At 67.2% G+C, this 14038-nt stretch carries 11 protein-coding genes; 3 read left to right on the forward strand and 8 right to left on the reverse strand.

What is annotated here, in order from left to right:
• Window positions 1-67: 67 nt before the first annotated feature.
• Window positions 68-4630 (forward strand): glutamate synthase large subunit, encoded by a 4563-nt coding sequence (gltB, locus tag ACOZ4N_RS09545; RefSeq protein ID WP_424019692.1) that lies wholly within the window; start codon window positions 68-70, stop codon window positions 4628-4630.
• 174 nt (window positions 4631-4804) lie between these two features.
• On the opposite strand, the gene ACOZ4N_RS09550 is transcribed toward gltB, so the two are convergent.
• The 4 genes from ACOZ4N_RS09550 to ACOZ4N_RS09565 all read right to left on the reverse strand — a co-directional run bounded on the left by ACOZ4N_RS09550 (window position 4805) and on the right by ACOZ4N_RS09565 (window position 7339).
• The gene (locus ACOZ4N_RS09550) at window positions 4805-4963 is read right to left on the reverse strand and encodes a hypothetical protein (protein WP_424019693.1); all 159 of its coding nucleotides are present in this window, start codon (window positions 4961-4963) and stop codon (window positions 4805-4807) included.
• 118 nt (window positions 4964-5081) lie between these two features.
• On the reverse strand, window positions 5082-5303 hold the full coding sequence (locus tag ACOZ4N_RS09555) for a hypothetical protein (RefSeq protein WP_424019694.1): 222 nt from the start codon (window positions 5301-5303) through the stop codon (window positions 5082-5084).
• Entirely contained in the window at window positions 5303-5518 is a 216-nt protein-coding gene (locus tag ACOZ4N_RS09560) for a zinc ribbon domain-containing protein (RefSeq protein WP_424019695.1), read from the reverse strand. Before ACOZ4N_RS09560 ends, ACOZ4N_RS09555 begins: the two co-directional genes overlap by 1 nt.
• A 57-nt stretch (window positions 5519-5575) precedes the next feature.
• Window positions 5576-7339: a histidine kinase N-terminal 7TM domain-containing protein gene (locus tag ACOZ4N_RS09565; RefSeq protein ID WP_424019696.1), complete on the reverse strand. Its 1764-nt coding sequence runs from the start codon at window positions 7337-7339 to the stop codon at window positions 5576-5578.
• Between the two features lie 171 nt (window positions 7340-7510).
• Between ACOZ4N_RS09565 and ACOZ4N_RS09570 the strand changes: the two genes are divergently transcribed.
• On the forward strand, window positions 7511-8500 hold the full coding sequence (locus tag ACOZ4N_RS09570) for an NAD-dependent epimerase/dehydratase family protein (RefSeq protein WP_424019697.1): 990 nt from the start codon (window positions 7511-7513) through the stop codon (window positions 8498-8500).
• A gap of 81 nt (window positions 8501-8581) precedes the next feature.
• A complete protein-coding gene (locus ACOZ4N_RS09575; protein WP_424019698.1) occupies window positions 8582-9637 on the forward strand; it encodes an NAD(P)-dependent glycerol-1-phosphate dehydrogenase in 1056 nt (351 codons plus the stop codon).
• On the opposite strand, the gene ACOZ4N_RS09580 is transcribed toward ACOZ4N_RS09575, so the two are convergent.
• The 4 genes from ACOZ4N_RS09580 to ACOZ4N_RS09595 form a co-directional block, all read right to left on the reverse strand.
• The gene (locus ACOZ4N_RS09580; RefSeq protein ID WP_424019699.1) at window positions 9630-10109 is read right to left on the reverse strand and encodes a hypothetical protein; all 480 of its coding nucleotides are present in this window, start codon (window positions 10107-10109) and stop codon (window positions 9630-9632) included. The genes ACOZ4N_RS09575 and ACOZ4N_RS09580 overlap by 8 nt on opposite strands.
• 129 nt (window positions 10110-10238) lie before the next feature.
• Window positions 10239-11138, reverse strand: coding sequence for an ABC transporter permease subunit (locus tag ACOZ4N_RS09585; protein ID WP_424019700.1), 900 nt, complete (start codon window positions 11136-11138; stop codon window positions 10239-10241).
• Complete coding sequence (locus tag ACOZ4N_RS09590) at window positions 11135-12070, reverse strand: ATP-binding cassette domain-containing protein (protein ID WP_424019701.1); 936 nt, start codon at window positions 12068-12070, stop codon at window positions 11135-11137. Before ACOZ4N_RS09590 ends, ACOZ4N_RS09585 begins: the two co-directional genes overlap by 4 nt.
• A gap of 54 nt (window positions 12071-12124) precedes the next feature.
• The gene (locus ACOZ4N_RS09595) at window positions 12125-13927 is read right to left on the reverse strand and encodes a S9 family peptidase (protein ID WP_424019702.1); all 1803 of its coding nucleotides are present in this window, start codon (window positions 13925-13927) and stop codon (window positions 12125-12127) included.
• Window positions 13928-14038: the final 111 nt, after the last annotated feature.

Consider the following 14038-nt stretch of genomic DNA (forward strand, 5'->3'; position numbering starts at 1 on the left):
ATTTGCGTTTAACAGACCCTTAGCCCTTGAGGGACAGTCTCTTAACGGACCAGTCAAAGTAACGCGTATGGTTGGGCAACGGACTACTGATGAGTCTGCGAGCGAGGCCGGGCTCGCGGATCCCACTGACGTACGGTCTAACTGTGGCGTCGGTGTCGTCATGGATCTCGACGGGGGTCGAGACAACGACATCGTCGCCGACGGTTTGGAACTACTCGAGAACCTCGAACACCGCGGAACGACGGGTGCCGAGGAGAACACCGGTGACGGTGCCGGCATCTTGCTCCAGATGCCACACGAGTTCTTCGACGCCGAGGTCGACGCCGATCTCCCGCCGCGAGGCGAGTACGCGGTCGGGTCGCTCTTTCTCCCCCGCGACGACGAGGACGCCGCCGCGGGACTGAAAGACCTGTTCGAGTCGAAACTCGCCGCGGAAGGCCTGGAGGTCTTCCACTGGCGAACCGTCCCGACGGACAACTCGACGCTGGGGACGACGGCGGTCGAATCCGAACCCCGCGTCGAGCAGGCGTTCGTCCGCCCCGAGGGCGACGTGGACGACGAGGAGTTCGACAAGCGCCTCTACGTCGCACGCCGAGTAGTAGAGAACACTGTCGAGGACGAACAGCCGGCGGGCCACGAACGGTTCTACATCGTCTCGCTCGATCAGGACACGGTCGTCTACAAGGGCCTCCTCCTCGCCGAGCAGCTGCCCGAGTACTACCCCGAACTCGAAGACGAGCGGATGACCTCGACGTTCGCGATGGTCCACGCGCGGTTCTCGACGAACACGCTCGGCGCGTGGCACCTCGCACACCCCTACCGCAACATCATCCACAACGGCGAGTTCAACACCATCCAGGGCAACATCAACTGGATGCGCGCGCGGGAGACGGACCTCTCCGCCGAGGGCTTCGCCGACCACTACTCCGACGCGGAGATGGAGAAGATCAAGCCGATCATCGACGACCCCGAGCAGTCCGACACGGCGAGCGTCGACAACGGCCTCGAACTGCTCATGGAGGGCGGTCGGGACCTGCCCCACGCGCTCCGGATGCTCATTCCGGAAGCGTGGCGCGGCGAGGCCAACATGATCTCCCAGAAGCGGCGTGACTGGTACGACTACCACGCCTCGCTGGTCGAGCCCTGGGACGGTCCCGCACTCGTGGCGGCGACCGACGGCGAGCGCATCGGCGCGGTGCTGGACCGCAACGGCCTGCGACCCTGCCGGTACGACATCCTCCAGAACGGCCGCCTCGTGATGTCCAGCGAGGCCGGCGCGCTGGACAACGACCCGGCCGAAATCGAGGAGCGCGGACGGCTCCAGCCCGGTCAGCTGTTCCTCGCCGACCCCAACGAGGGCCGGGTCATCCCCGACGACGAGGTGTTCGACCGGCTCACCGACGAGAAGTACGCCGAGTGGGTCGACGAAGAGCAGGTCCACCTCGACGACGTGGCCGACCACGAGATCGAACCCCAGGGCAACGTCGACGCCCTGCGGTCCTACCAGGCGCTGTACGGCTACACGTACGACGAGGTCGACCACCTCATCCAGCCCATGGCCGAGAAGGGCAAGGACCCGGTCGGCTCGATGGGCGACGACACGCCGCTGTCGGTACTCACCGAGCACAACCGGCCGCTCTTTAGCTACTTCAAACAGCTGTTCGCCCAGGTCACGAACCCGCCGCTGGACTACATCCGCGAGGAACTGGTGACCTCCCTGGAGTCGCGGCTGGGCTACCAGCGCAACCTGCTCGCCGAGAGCCAGGACCACGCCCGCCAGCTCGTCGTCGACTCCCCCGTCCTCACCGACGAGGAGACGGCGGCGATCAAGAATATCGACGAGAACGGCCTCTCGACTGCGGTCGTCGACATCACCTACGACCCCGAGGAGACAGACCTCCGGACGGCCGTCGAGGACGTGCGGGCCGAGGCCGACGCGGCCGCGACCGAGCACGACATTCTCGTCCTCTCGGACCGCAGTGCCGGCGAGGACGCGGTTCCCATCCCGAGCCTGCTGGCCGTGGGCGGCGTCCACCACCACCTCGTGCGCAACGGCCTGCGCAACCACGTCGGGCTCGTCGTCGAGTCGGGCGACCCGCGCACGGTCCATCACTTCGCGACGCTGATCGGCTACGGTGCGGGCGCGGTCAACCCCTACCTGGCCTACCAGACCATCGAGGACCTGGTGGCCGGACCGGACGGCGCGAACCTCGACACCGCCATCGAGGCCTACATCGGAGCCGTCGAGGACGGCCTCCTCAAGACGATGGCCAAGATGGGCATCTCGACCGTCGAGAGCTACCAGGGGGCCCAGATCTTCGAGGCCGTCGGACTCGATTCGGACTTCGTCGCCGAGTACTTCGAGGGGACGACCTGCCGCACCGAAGGGATCGAGATCGAGGACCTCGAAGACGACCTCCGGACGCGCTACGACGTGGCCTTCAGCGACGATCCCGAGATCGAGCGCCAGGGCGAGTTCGAGCACCGTACCGGCGGCATCCACCACCAGTGGAACCCCGAGACGGTCGGCACGCTCCAGCAGGCCGTCCGGCAGGGCGACTACGAGAAGTACAAGGAGTTCGCCGAGAAGATCAACGTCCAGAACGAGAAGCTCCAGACCCTTCGCGGACTGCTCGAGTTCGACGAGGATCGGGAGTCCATCCCCATCGAAGACGTCGAACCCATCGAGGACATCGTCGAGCGCTTCGAGACGGCCGCGATGTCCCTGGGGAGCCTCTCGCCGGAGATGCACGAGAACAACGCCATCGCCATGAACCGACTGGGCGCCAACGCCAACACCGGCGAGGGTGGCGAACCGCCCGAGCGGTTCGGCACCGAGAAGGAGTGCAAGACCAAACAGGTCGCCTCCGGTCGGTTCGGCGTCACCAGTGATTACCTCTCGGCCGCAGAGGAGATCCAGATCAAGATGGCCCAGGGGTCGAAGCCCGGCGAAGGTGGCCACCTGCCCGGCAAGAAGGTCAACGAGATGATCGCCCACGTCCGGTACGCGACGCCGGGCGTCGGCCTCATCTCCCCGCCGCCGCTGCACGACATCTACTCCATCGAGGACCTCAAGCAGTTGATCCACGACCTGAAGGCGGCCAACCCGGACGCCGACATCAACGTCAAACTGGTCGCCGAGGACGGCATCGGCACCATCGCCGCCGGTGTCGCGAAGGCCAACGCCGACGTGGTCCACATCTCGGGTCACGACGGCGGGACCGGGGCGTCACCGAAGACCTCCATCAAGAGCGCGGGCCTGCCCTGGGAACTCGGTGTCGCAGAGGCAAACCAGATGCTCCGGGCGACGAACCTGCGCTCCCGGATCAAGGTCTCGACCGACGGCGGCATGAAGACCGGCCGCGACGTGGCCGTCGCCGCCCTGTTCGGTGCCGAGGGGTACGCCTTCGGGACTGCCTCGATGGTCACCTCCGGCTGTGTGATGGCCCGGCAGTGTCACGAGAACACCTGTCCGGTCGGCGTCGCCACCCAGAACGAGAAACTGCGCGCTCGCTTCCCCGGCACGCCCGAGAACGTCATCAACTACATGACCTTCGTCGCGCAGGAACTGCGCGAGATCATGGCCGAACTCGGCTTCGAGACCGTCGACGAGATGATCGGCCGCGTGGACGTGCTCCAGCAGCGCGACGACGTGGAGCACCCCAAGGCCAAGAAGCTCGACCTCTCGTCGATCCTCGCGGAACCCGCGGGCGACGACGACCGCTACAAGACCCGCGAGCAGACCCACGAGGTCGACGAACAGCTCGACTGGGCGATTCTGGACGAGATCGGTGACACCATCGAGACCGGCGAGCCGGTCAGCCTGTCGATGGACATCGACAACGTCCACCGAACGGTCGGCGCGACCCTCTCGAACCGTATCTCGCAGGAACACGGGACGCCCGGCCTCCCGAGCGACACCATCCGCGTCGACTTCGAGGGCGTCGCCGGCCAGAGCTTCGGGGCCTTCCTGCAGGACGGTGTGACCTTCGAGCTCACCGGCACCGCCAACGACTACGTCGGCAAGGGGCTCTCGGGCGGGAAGATGATCGTCAACACGCCCGCCGAAGCGCCCTACGAGCCCGAGGAGAACACCCTGATCGGCAACGTCGCCCTCTACGGCGCGACCCAGGGCGAACTCTACGTCAACGGCCAGGCCGGCGAGCGCTTCGCCGTCCGCAACTCCGGCGTGAAGGCCGTCGTCGAGTCGGTCGGCGACCACGGCTGTGAGTACATGACCGGCGGCGCGGTCGCGGTCCTGGGCGACACGGGCAAGAACTTCGCGGCCGGCATGTCCGGCGGCGTCGCCTACGTCCTCGACCGCGAGGGCGACTTCGAGCGAAAGGTCAACCGGGGCATGGTCTCGACGTTCGACACGCTCGACGAACGGGACCGCTCGATGCTCCGCCGCCTGCTGGAGAACCACGTCGCCTACACCGACTCGGATCGCGGCCAGTACGTCCTCGACAACTGGGAGGAGGAACTGGACAACTTCGTGAAGGTCCTGCCCGACGCCTACGCGGAGATCATCGCGGACGACGACGAGGCCGACGTGCGGACCGAACCGCCCGAGCCCGCGACCCCCAGCGCGGAGGCCAGCGAGCCCGCGGCGGGCCAGGCTGACGACTGACCACCTTTTTCCCGGTCGGGTTCGCGCTCCGCGCGAACCACTCCCGGCAAAAACGTGGGCGAAAAAGCCGCTCGCGCGCCGTCGGCGCGCTCGCGGGTGCTGTGCTTGCCGCTGTTCGTGCTCGTTCTACCGCACCGCACACCGACTGCACCGCAAAAAAATCGACCGACGGCGTCAGCTACTGTTCCGGAGGTCCTCGATCCGCGCTTCGAGGTCGTCGATGGCGTCCTCCACGTCCTGTTTGGCCGACTCGCTCAACTGTTCGGCTTCCTCTGCGGCAGTGGCAAAGGTCTCCCGAACGCGTTTGAGTGCGTCGTCGGTCTGATCGGACATAGCATCGAGAACGTGTCACTCGCGAGTGGTAAAATCTGTGGCAGAACCGTTCACGAGGACCACGCAGACACGGCCCGGAATCCGTTGCGGCCCTCGTCGGTGTCCTGGCGCGCGTCGCTCACGGCTCACTGCGGTCGCCGTTCGCTCGACCGATTGACTCCCGTCGGTCGTCAACCCGACGATCGGCCGCTGTCCGCGAGTCTGCGCGGGCCGACGCCTCGGCACTCCGGCGGTCCATCACGTCCGGATCGTCGGTCTCGGACTCGATCAGGAGCCACAACAGGACGGGCGCACCGATGGCCACCAGCAAGAACACCACGAAGAACCCGCTGACGACCATCAGCCCAGAAACACGTCGACGATATTGCTCGATCCGGCGTCGGACTTGTACAGTTCGGTGTAGCCGCAGTTGGTACAGGAGACGGTCTGGAACCCGCGGTTCTGGATGTCGAACATCTTCGAGAGACCGCCACCGGTGGTCGTGATCTTGTCGACTTCCGCGTCGGTGTGGCCGCACTTCGGACAGCCGCGGTCGGAGGGATCTTCAGGGGGCATACGTGTATCCGTGGAACCTATATCCGTATCAATATTTTGCCGCTCGGCTCGGCCCGCTCACGCGGCCCGGGGCAGTTCCAGGCGCGTCACCGCCCCGGAGTCGGTGTTCGACCAGGTGACCGACCCGCCGGAGTTGCGGACGATCCAGTCGATCAGCCAGAGGCCGATCCCGCTGGCGTGGATCAGCTCGGTCTCCTCGCCGCTCTCGAGGGCCGCCATCTCCTGTTCGGGGATGCCGGGGCCCTCGTCGCGGATCGTCAGGGAGACGGTATCGTCGTCGGTTTGGACCTCGATCTCGACCGTCGGGTTCGGGCTGTGATCGTGGACGATGGCGTTCTCGATGGCGTTCTCGATGGCCGCCGAGAGATAGGCGTTCCCGCGGACGGAGACGCCCGAGGGCACGGCGGTTCGGATGGTCGCCTCGGGATGGTCGGCGCGGATGTCCGCCAGCGTGTCGGCGAGCAGTGATTCGAGGTCGATGTCGATCAGGTCGTACTCGGTGCCGACGACGCGGTCGACGATGCGGGTCTTGCGGCTGGTGGTCGCGAGGTCCTCGGCCGTGGCGACGATCTGTTCGGCCTTGGTCGCCACGTCGTCGCTGGCCGCGTTGGCGGCGATCCACTCGGCGTTGCCCTGGACCACGTTGATGTCGTTACGGATGTTGTGCCGGATGATCCGCGAGAGGACCTGCTTGAGCGTCTGGAGTTCCTGTTCGCGGTTGCGCAGGCGCTGTTCGCGTTCCTTCTGGTTCGTGATGTCGTTCATCACGATGGCGCGGCCGACGGCGGACCCGTCGTCGCCGGTGATCGCGGAGACGCTCACGTCGTAGCAGTTCCGGTCGCCGTTCGCGGACCGCACCCAGATCTGCTGGCGGCTCTCCGTGCGTGCCAGTCCGTCCTCGAAGTACTCGTCGAGGTCGAGGACTTCGTGGATCGGCTTGCCGATGAGACGGCTCTGGGAGTCCAGCATCGCTTTCGCGCGCTGGTTCACGTCGACGACGTAGTCGGTCGCGTCGAGGATGACGACGCCGCTGTCCATCTCCTCGACGACGAAATCCCGGGCCAGCGGGACGACGTCGTCGGATCGGGGGCTGATCAGTCCGAGGAACCGGTCGACCGGTAGCGACCGGACGAACCGCCTGCTGGCCAGCACCAGGAGGCCCAGGACGCCCCAGAACAGGAAGACCAGCGGGACGAACATCATGTGTGGAAGCGGGCTGTAGCCCGCCACCGAGAGGATGTTGGCGAGCCAGATGGTGAGACTGGCCAGCAAGAGGAGGAACGTGAAGGTCCGATAGAGGTTCCGCGAGCGCCGGAACTTCTTGAACAGGACGGCGTGGGTGATCCCGTGGATGACGTAGACGACCAGCACGGAGAGCCAGAGACCCGGTGCCCACTCGTGGCCGACAGTGACCCAGCCGCCGGTGGTGTCGACCGTCCGGTCGACGAACACGAGGTCGTGGAGCGGGTTCGAGACGGTGAGTGCGGTGATGGCCGCGACCGCGACGCCGAAGACGGTGAACAGCGGCCAGGAGAGCCACCGCTCGTAGCCACTGTAGCTGAGACAGAACAGACACCAGGTCGCCGTCGTCAGTGCGGCAAAGCCCAGGACGGCCCCCACCAGCACCCGGGTCGTGAGCGGGTCGACGGCGGTCAGCGCGGCCGCCGAACTGGCGGCCCAGAGGGACATCGAGACCATCGCCCACGCGTACATGGTCGCCGAGAGCCGGTCGCTCTGGCGCTGGACGTAATACGCACTGAGGAGAGCGAGCAACGCACTCGCGATTAGTGGGACCGTGTACGGCGTGTACTGTACCCTCATCACAGATTCGGGCCCGGAGCCCTGGAGACGTAGCCTCCGAAACCAACGCTAGGTCGCCGATAAAAGGTTGGCCGTGTATTGACAGCCGATACCGTGCGAGTGGCGGCAGTACCTGGCGGTCCCGCCGGCTCCGGACCGAACCTTTTCACTCGGGGCGTCGTGGAGTGACGCATGACCCAGGCGCTCGTCATCGGCGGGACGCGGTTCATCGGCCGCCACACCGTCGCGGAGTTGCGCGACCACGGCTACGACGTAGCGATCTTCAACCGCGGCGAGCACGACGACCCCTTCGCCGACACGGCCGTCGAGCACGTCCGGGGCGACCGCACCGACGACGGCGACTTGGCCGACGCCGCCCACGCCGTCGCCCCGGACGTGGTGATCGACTGCGTGGCCTACCACCCCCGCGACGTGCGGGCCGCGACCCGGATCTTCGACGACGCCGAGGCCTACGTCTTCGTCTCCAGCGGCGCGGCCTACGGCGAGGAAGCGATCCCGAAACGCGAGGGCGAGACCGCCCTCCACGACTGCTCCGACGAACAGGCGAGCGACGACTCGACGGCGAGTTACGGCCCGCGGAAAGCGGAGGGTGACCGGGCGGTGTTCGCCGCGGCCGAGGACGGCGTGAACGCGACGAGCGTCCGGCCCTGCAACGTCTACGGCCCCCACGACTACACCGGCCGGGTGGACTACTGGATCGACCGCGTGGCGAACCACGACCGCGTCCTCGTCCCCGGCGACGGCACGAACGTCTGGCACCGGGCCTACGTCGCGGACGTGGCCGCGGCGCTCCGGATCGTCGCCGAGGACGGGACGCCGGGCGAGGCCTACAACGTCGGCGACCGTCGGGCGACGACACTGGACGAACTCGTCGAGGGCATCGCTTCAGTACTCAGCGAATCGGTCGAGATCGTCCACGCCGGACCGCGGGAACTCGCGGCCGGCGACATCGACGCCGAGGAGTTCCCGCTCTACCGGGACTATCCCCACCTGCTGTCGACGGCGAAACTGTCGGGACTGGGCTGGGAGTCGACGCCGCCCGAGGACGCACTCGCGACGACGGTCGAGGACTACGTCGAGAGCGACCGCGACGGGAGCGAATACGGGCCAGACCGCGAGGCCGAGGCGCGCGTGCTTGGCGTGCTGGACACGCTGGCGTGAGGCGATGCACGGCCGTTCCGTCGGACGGCCGATCCCGTATCGAGAGAAAATGGTTTCACGCGTCGGCCGAGACGGGAACACATGTTCGACAAGTCGACGTGGATACGCCTGCCCCGGAACGTCGTGGTGGGGCACGGCGTCCTCGACGAGACGGTCGACGCCGTCGCCGAGTTACACCTGACGGGCCGACCGCTCGTGGTGACGAGTCCGACGCCCCGGGAGGTGGCCGGCGACCGCGTCGTCGAGGCGTTCGGGGCCGAGGGGACCGAACCGGCACTGACGACGGTCCAGGAGGCCAGTTTCGCCGAAGTCGAACGCGTCATCGAGACCGCCCGGTCCGAGGAGATCGGCTTCCTGATCGGCGTCGGCGGCGGGAAAGTCATCGACATCACGAAGATGGCGGCCGACGAACTCGGGAAGGGGTTCGTCTCGGTCCCGACGGCGGCCAGCCACGACGGCATCGTCAGCGGTCGCGGTTCGGTGCCCGAGGGGGACACGCGCCACAGCGTGGCCGCGGAACCGCCCCTCGCCGTGGTCGCCGACACCGAAATCCTCGCGGAGGCCCCCTGGCGGCTGACCACCGCCGGCTGTGCCGACATCATCAGCAACTACACCGCCGTCAAGGACTGGCAACTCGCCCACCGGCTGAAAAACGTCGAGTACTCGGAGTACGCGGGCGCGCTCAGCCAGATGACCGCGGAGATGCTCGTCGAGAACGCCGACTCGGTCAAAAAGGGGCTCGAGGAGTCGGCGTGGGTCGTCGTCAAGGCGCTGGTGTCCTCGGGCGTGGCGATGTCGATCGCGGGCTCGTCCCGGCCGGCCAGCGGCGCGGAACACCTCTTTTCACATCAACTCGACCGGCTCGTCCCCGGGGCCGCGCTCCACGGTCACCAGGTCGGCGTCGGCTCGATCATCACGGAGTACCTCCACAGCGGCGAGACCGAGTGGCGCAAGATCAGGGACGCGCTGGCCGGGATCGGTGCGCCGACGACCGCCGAGGAACTGGGGATCGACGACGAGACGGTGATCGAGGCGCTGACGACGGCCCACCGCATCCGGGACCGTTACACGATCCTCGGCGACGGCGTGAGCGAACCGGCGGCCCGCGAGGCGGCCCGCGCGACCGGCGTCATATGAGGAGCTGACTCTCCGGCGGGTCGGCGTGCCACTGACAGCCGGCCGCGGGCGTGCCGCCGACGTGCGTGCCGGCGAACAGCGCGACCAGTCGATACACTGGGTCGTCGTCCGCGTCGTGTTCGTTCTGGACGCCGGCGATGGTGACGGCCTGTAGCCCGTCGATCCGGCACTCGACGCCGACGGACCGGGAGACCGCACGCCGGGCCCGTTCCTCGATGGACTGGTCGGGGCTGACGGCCGACCCCGGCGGACGTACCTCGTCGCCGTCGGCGAGGACGAGGACCTCACCCGCCTCGTTGCGAACGTGAACGTCCGCCCGCGCGACCGCCCGCCGCCACTCCCGGACGGTCTCCTCGTAACACCCAGACGGGACCGACACCGTCGTCTGGGACACTGGAAACGACCCGTACCCCGCTTCGAGTTCGGCCAGCATGTCCTCGACCTGGTCCCGTGACCGACCGGCAAGCGTCATGCAATCAGACACGTGCCATCGGACGATAAACCCGTCACATCTTTTCGACCTCTCGGAAGGCACACAACCCCCGATTGACGCCGGACGGGAACGGGGTGGTATCGAGCGATGAGTCGAGCGAAAACGCCGTCAGCCGAGGTCGGCGTTCCGGAAGACGGCGTGGGCCAGCAGTCCAGCGCCGACCGCCCAGGCCAGCAGCGTCAGGATGGCGAACCACTCGGTGAGGTAGAACGGCGTCGGCTGGAGACTCTCGACGATACGGGCCCGCTGTCCGATGCCGTCCATCGCGATGCCGGGATACGGGACCGGGAAGTTCGTAAACACGAGCGATGCCACGCGGGTGTACGCGGCGGTCGGGCTGAGGTAGCTGAGAAGCAGGTACCAGCCACCGGACCCACCCCTCGGGACACCACCGAAGGGTAACGCGAGGAACTGGATCACGCCGGTCCAGGCGACGTGCGTCACGAAAAACAGTGCGAACACCGTCGTGATCGCCTGACGTCGCGTGTTGGCCAGCGCCGAGACGCTGACCGCGAGCGTCGTGAACACGGCCCCGAGCAGGAGCGTCACCACGAACAGCCCCAGGATGGCGACGAAGAACTCCCCTGGCGCACCGAGACCGACGAGGACGGGAATCGTAACGATCATCGCGAGGAAGCCGACGGCGATGCTCACACCGATGACCGCCGTCCGGCCGAGTATCTTCCCGACGAAGATCTCCGCGCGCTCGAAGGGGAGTCCCAGCAGGAGTTTGAGGCTCCCCGACCGGCGCTCGCCGACGACCGACATGTATCCGACGACCAGCGCGATGATCGGGACGATCCAGGTGATCGGGTTCGTGAGCGTGACCAGAACGAGCTTCGGGACGACACCCGCCGGGACGCCGTCCGGGAAGTTGAGCTGTGAGATCCGGTAGGTGGCGAGGATCGCGATCAGGGCAAAGAGGGCGCTGACGACCCAGACTGCCTTCGATCTGACGGCGTCGTCGAAGTCCTTGCGGGCCATGACCGCGAGCTGGTGGTCCCTCATGCCGACACCTCCGCTTCGGTCTCGTCCTCGTCGATCAGTTCGGCGAACAGCTCCTCGAGCGAGGACTCGGCAGTCTCGAAGTCAACGACCGTCGCGCCGCCATCTTCGAGCCGGTTGATGACCTTCGCCTTCGCCGTCGAGTCCGACAGGTTCATCGTCAACTCCGGCCCGTCTGCCCGGACGTTGCTCACGTCGTCCATGGCTTCCAGGTCCGACAGCGTGAGGTCCGGTTGCTGGTCGACGGTGACGTGCAGCGTCGTCCCGACCCCGATGGTGTCGCGGATCTCGTCGAGGCTCGCCACCTCGATGAGTCGCCCCTCGTTCATGATGCCGACCCGGTCACAGACCGCCTCCACCTGCCCAAGGATGTGACTGGAGAAGAAGACGGTCGCGCCCCGGTCGACCTCCTCCCGGATGATGTCCCGCATCAGTCGGATGCCGTTGGGGTCCAGCCCGGTGGAGGGTTCGTCGAGGATCAACAGGTCCGGTTCGCCGATCAGCGCCATCCCGAGGACGAGCCGCTGGGCCATCCCCTTGGAGTAGCCGCCGGCCTCTCGCTCGGCGTCCTCGGGGTCCAGCCCGACCCGGTCGAGGACGTCGTCGGGATCGTCGTCGGCCTGGCGGGCCTCCACGACGAACTCCAGGTGTCGACGGCCCGAGAGCCGTTCGTACAGCTGGTAGGCGTCGGGCAGGACGCCGACCCGCTCGCGGATGTCGACGGCCTCCCCCCGCGTCCGGTGGCCGAAGACACGCGCCTCCCCCGAGGTCGGCGGCGTGTAGTCCAGTAGCATGTTGATGAGCGTCGACTTCCCGGCCCCGTTCGGTCCCAGAAAGCCGAAGACCTCCCCCTGTTCGACGGTCAGGTCGACCGAATCGACGGCGACCACCTCCCCGTAGCGCCTGGTCAAGGCGTCCGTCTCGATCGCTGCCATACTCTCCCTCTCTACTGCCCCGTCAACAAGTTTTCTGATTCGCCAGTTACAGTTTCAGACGTGCCGGTCGAGGAAGTCGACGACCGTCGTGTAGGCCTCGATCCTGTTCTCCAGCTTCGAGATGCCGTGGCCCTCGTCCTCGAAGATCAGTTTCTCGACGGGGACGCCCTGTGACTGGACTTCCTCGACGATCTGTTCGGCCTCGCCGACCGGCACCCGCGGGTCGTTCGCACCGTGGAGGACGAACAGGGGCGCCTCGATGCGGTCGGCGTGGTTGAGCGGGCTGATGGATTCGAGGAACTCCCGGTCGTCTTCGAGCGAGCCGTACTCGGCCTCGCGGTGTTCCTGCCGCCAGGCCCCCGTATTTTCGAGGAACGTGACGAAGTTCGCGATGCCAACGGAGTCGACGCCGGCCGCCCAGAGGTCCGGGTACTCCGTCAGCGCCGCCAGCACCATGAACCCGCCGTAGGAGCCGCCCTTGGCGACGATCCGATCCGGGTCGACCGCGGACTGGTCGGTGAGCCACTCGACGGCCGCCCGGATATCTTTCACCGAGTCCATCCGCTTTTCCACGTCGTCGAGGTGGGTGTAGGCCTTGCCGTACCCCGTCGAGCCACGGACGTTGGGCTCGAAGACCGCGTAGCCCCGCGACAGGAAGTACTGGGTCAGGCCCGAGAAGGAGGGGCGGCGCTGGCTCTCGGGCCCACCGTGGATATCGACGATGACCGGGACGCCGGTGGAGTCCCGCGCCGCCTCCGCCGGGAGCGTGAAGTAGGCGGGAATCTCCCGGCCGTCGAAGCTGTCGTAGTGGACGAGTTCGGGCTCGCGGAACGAAGATGGAGGGATGCCGGCGGTCGAGGCTCGCGTCCACTGCTCGGTCTCGCCCGACTCGAACGCGACCCGGTGGACGTTGGTGTTGTTCGTCCGGCTCGACGCCGAGAGTGCGAACGCCTCGCCGTCGGGACCGAAGCTCACGCCGCCGGCGGTACCGTCGGGCAGGTCCGGCGCGGGTCGGGTGTCGTACTCTGTCGCGCCCGTCAGTTCGCCGACCGTGATCTCCGTGTAGCCGTCGACGTTCCGGGAGAAGGCCAGCCGGCCGGTCTCGTCGTCCAGCGCGATACCGTCGACGTTCCATTCACCCCCATCCTCGACGATGGCGAACTCGCCCGTGTCCAGGTCGAGCCGTTCCAGCCGGAGCGTGTCGCTCTCGCGGTCGGTACAGCAGTAGATCGCCTCGCCGTCGGGGCCCCAGGACGGGCTGTTGTACCGCACGTCGCCGTCGTGCGGTGTGACGTGTTCGAGGTCGCCCGAGTCCAGATGGAGGACGTACAGGTCCTTGTCGAACGAGGAGGTGTGTTCGGTGACCAGCAGGCGGTCGTCGTCGGGGCTCCAGCCCGCCAGCGCGAGCCAGCCGTCGCCCTCGTGGACGAGTTCGGCCTCGTCGCCCTGCTCGTCGCGACCCTGTACGTACACGTCGAAGACGGACTCGTCGCGGCGGTTGGCGGCGAAGGCGATGCGGTCGCCGTCGTGGGACCACCCGCCCCAGTAGTGGATGGCGTCGGGCGTGTCGGTGAGCGGGTGGACCGCGCCCGAGTCCAGGTCGAGGCGGAACAGTTGCGTGAACTCGTCGCCGCCCTCGTCCATGCCGAAGGCGAGTTCGCGGCGCTCGGGCGAGAACGAGCAGAAGGTGACGCGTTCGTCGTAGAACGTGCGTTGTTCGGGCCAGCCGGCGGGTTCGTCGAGCGTCCAGACCTGCGGGGTGCCGGTCGTGTCCATGAGGAAGGCGAGGGTGCCCTCCGGACCGATGGACGCGCCGTAGGCGCTGCGGACGTTGAGGTATCGCTCCAGGTCGTGCATGGCTGTCGGTCGGACGGACGGCGTATACGTTTTGCGCGGCGGGAGTCGCGACTGTAGGGAGCGACTCCGAATGCGCGAACGGCGACCGCAGGGAGCCGTGAGCCGGGCGAC

The organism is Halorientalis pallida (assembly GCF_049605515.1).
Taxonomy (GTDB): domain Archaea; phylum Halobacteriota; class Halobacteria; order Halobacteriales; family Haloarculaceae; genus Halorientalis; species Halorientalis pallida_A.

Coding starts and splice junctions, on each gene's coding strand:
- ACOZ4N_RS09570 (WP_424019697.1), top strand. CDS start 7,511: ATGACCCAGGCGCTCGTCATCGGCGGGACGCGGTTCATCGGCCGCCAC.
- ACOZ4N_RS09585 (WP_424019700.1), bottom strand. CDS start 11,138: ATGAGGGACCACCAGCTCGCGGTCATGGCCCGCAAGGACTTCGACGAC.
- ACOZ4N_RS09590 (WP_424019701.1), bottom strand. CDS start 12,070: ATGGCAGCGATCGAGACGGACGCCTTGACCAGGCGCTACGGGGAGGTG.
- ACOZ4N_RS09555 (WP_424019694.1), bottom strand. CDS start 5,303: ATGGTCGTCAGCGGGTTCTTCGTGGTGTTCTTGCTGGTGGCCATCGGT.
- ACOZ4N_RS09595 (WP_424019702.1), bottom strand. CDS start 13,927: ATGCACGACCTGGAGCGATACCTCAACGTCCGCAGCGCCTACGGCGCG.
- ACOZ4N_RS09580 (WP_424019699.1), bottom strand. CDS start 10,109: ATGACGCTTGCCGGTCGGTCACGGGACCAGGTCGAGGACATGCTGGCC.
- ACOZ4N_RS09550 (WP_424019693.1), bottom strand. CDS start 4,963: ATGTCCGATCAGACCGACGACGCACTCAAACGCGTTCGGGAGACCTTT.
- ACOZ4N_RS09565 (WP_424019696.1), bottom strand. CDS start 7,339: ATGAGGGTACAGTACACGCCGTACACGGTCCCACTAATCGCGAGTGCG.
- ACOZ4N_RS09560 (WP_424019695.1), bottom strand. CDS start 5,518: ATGCCCCCTGAAGATCCCTCCGACCGCGGCTGTCCGAAGTGCGGCCAC.
- ACOZ4N_RS09575 (WP_424019698.1), top strand. CDS start 8,582: ATGTTCGACAAGTCGACGTGGATACGCCTGCCCCGGAACGTCGTGGTG.
- gltB (WP_424019692.1), top strand. CDS start 68: ATGGTTGGGCAACGGACTACTGATGAGTCTGCGAGCGAGGCCGGGCTC.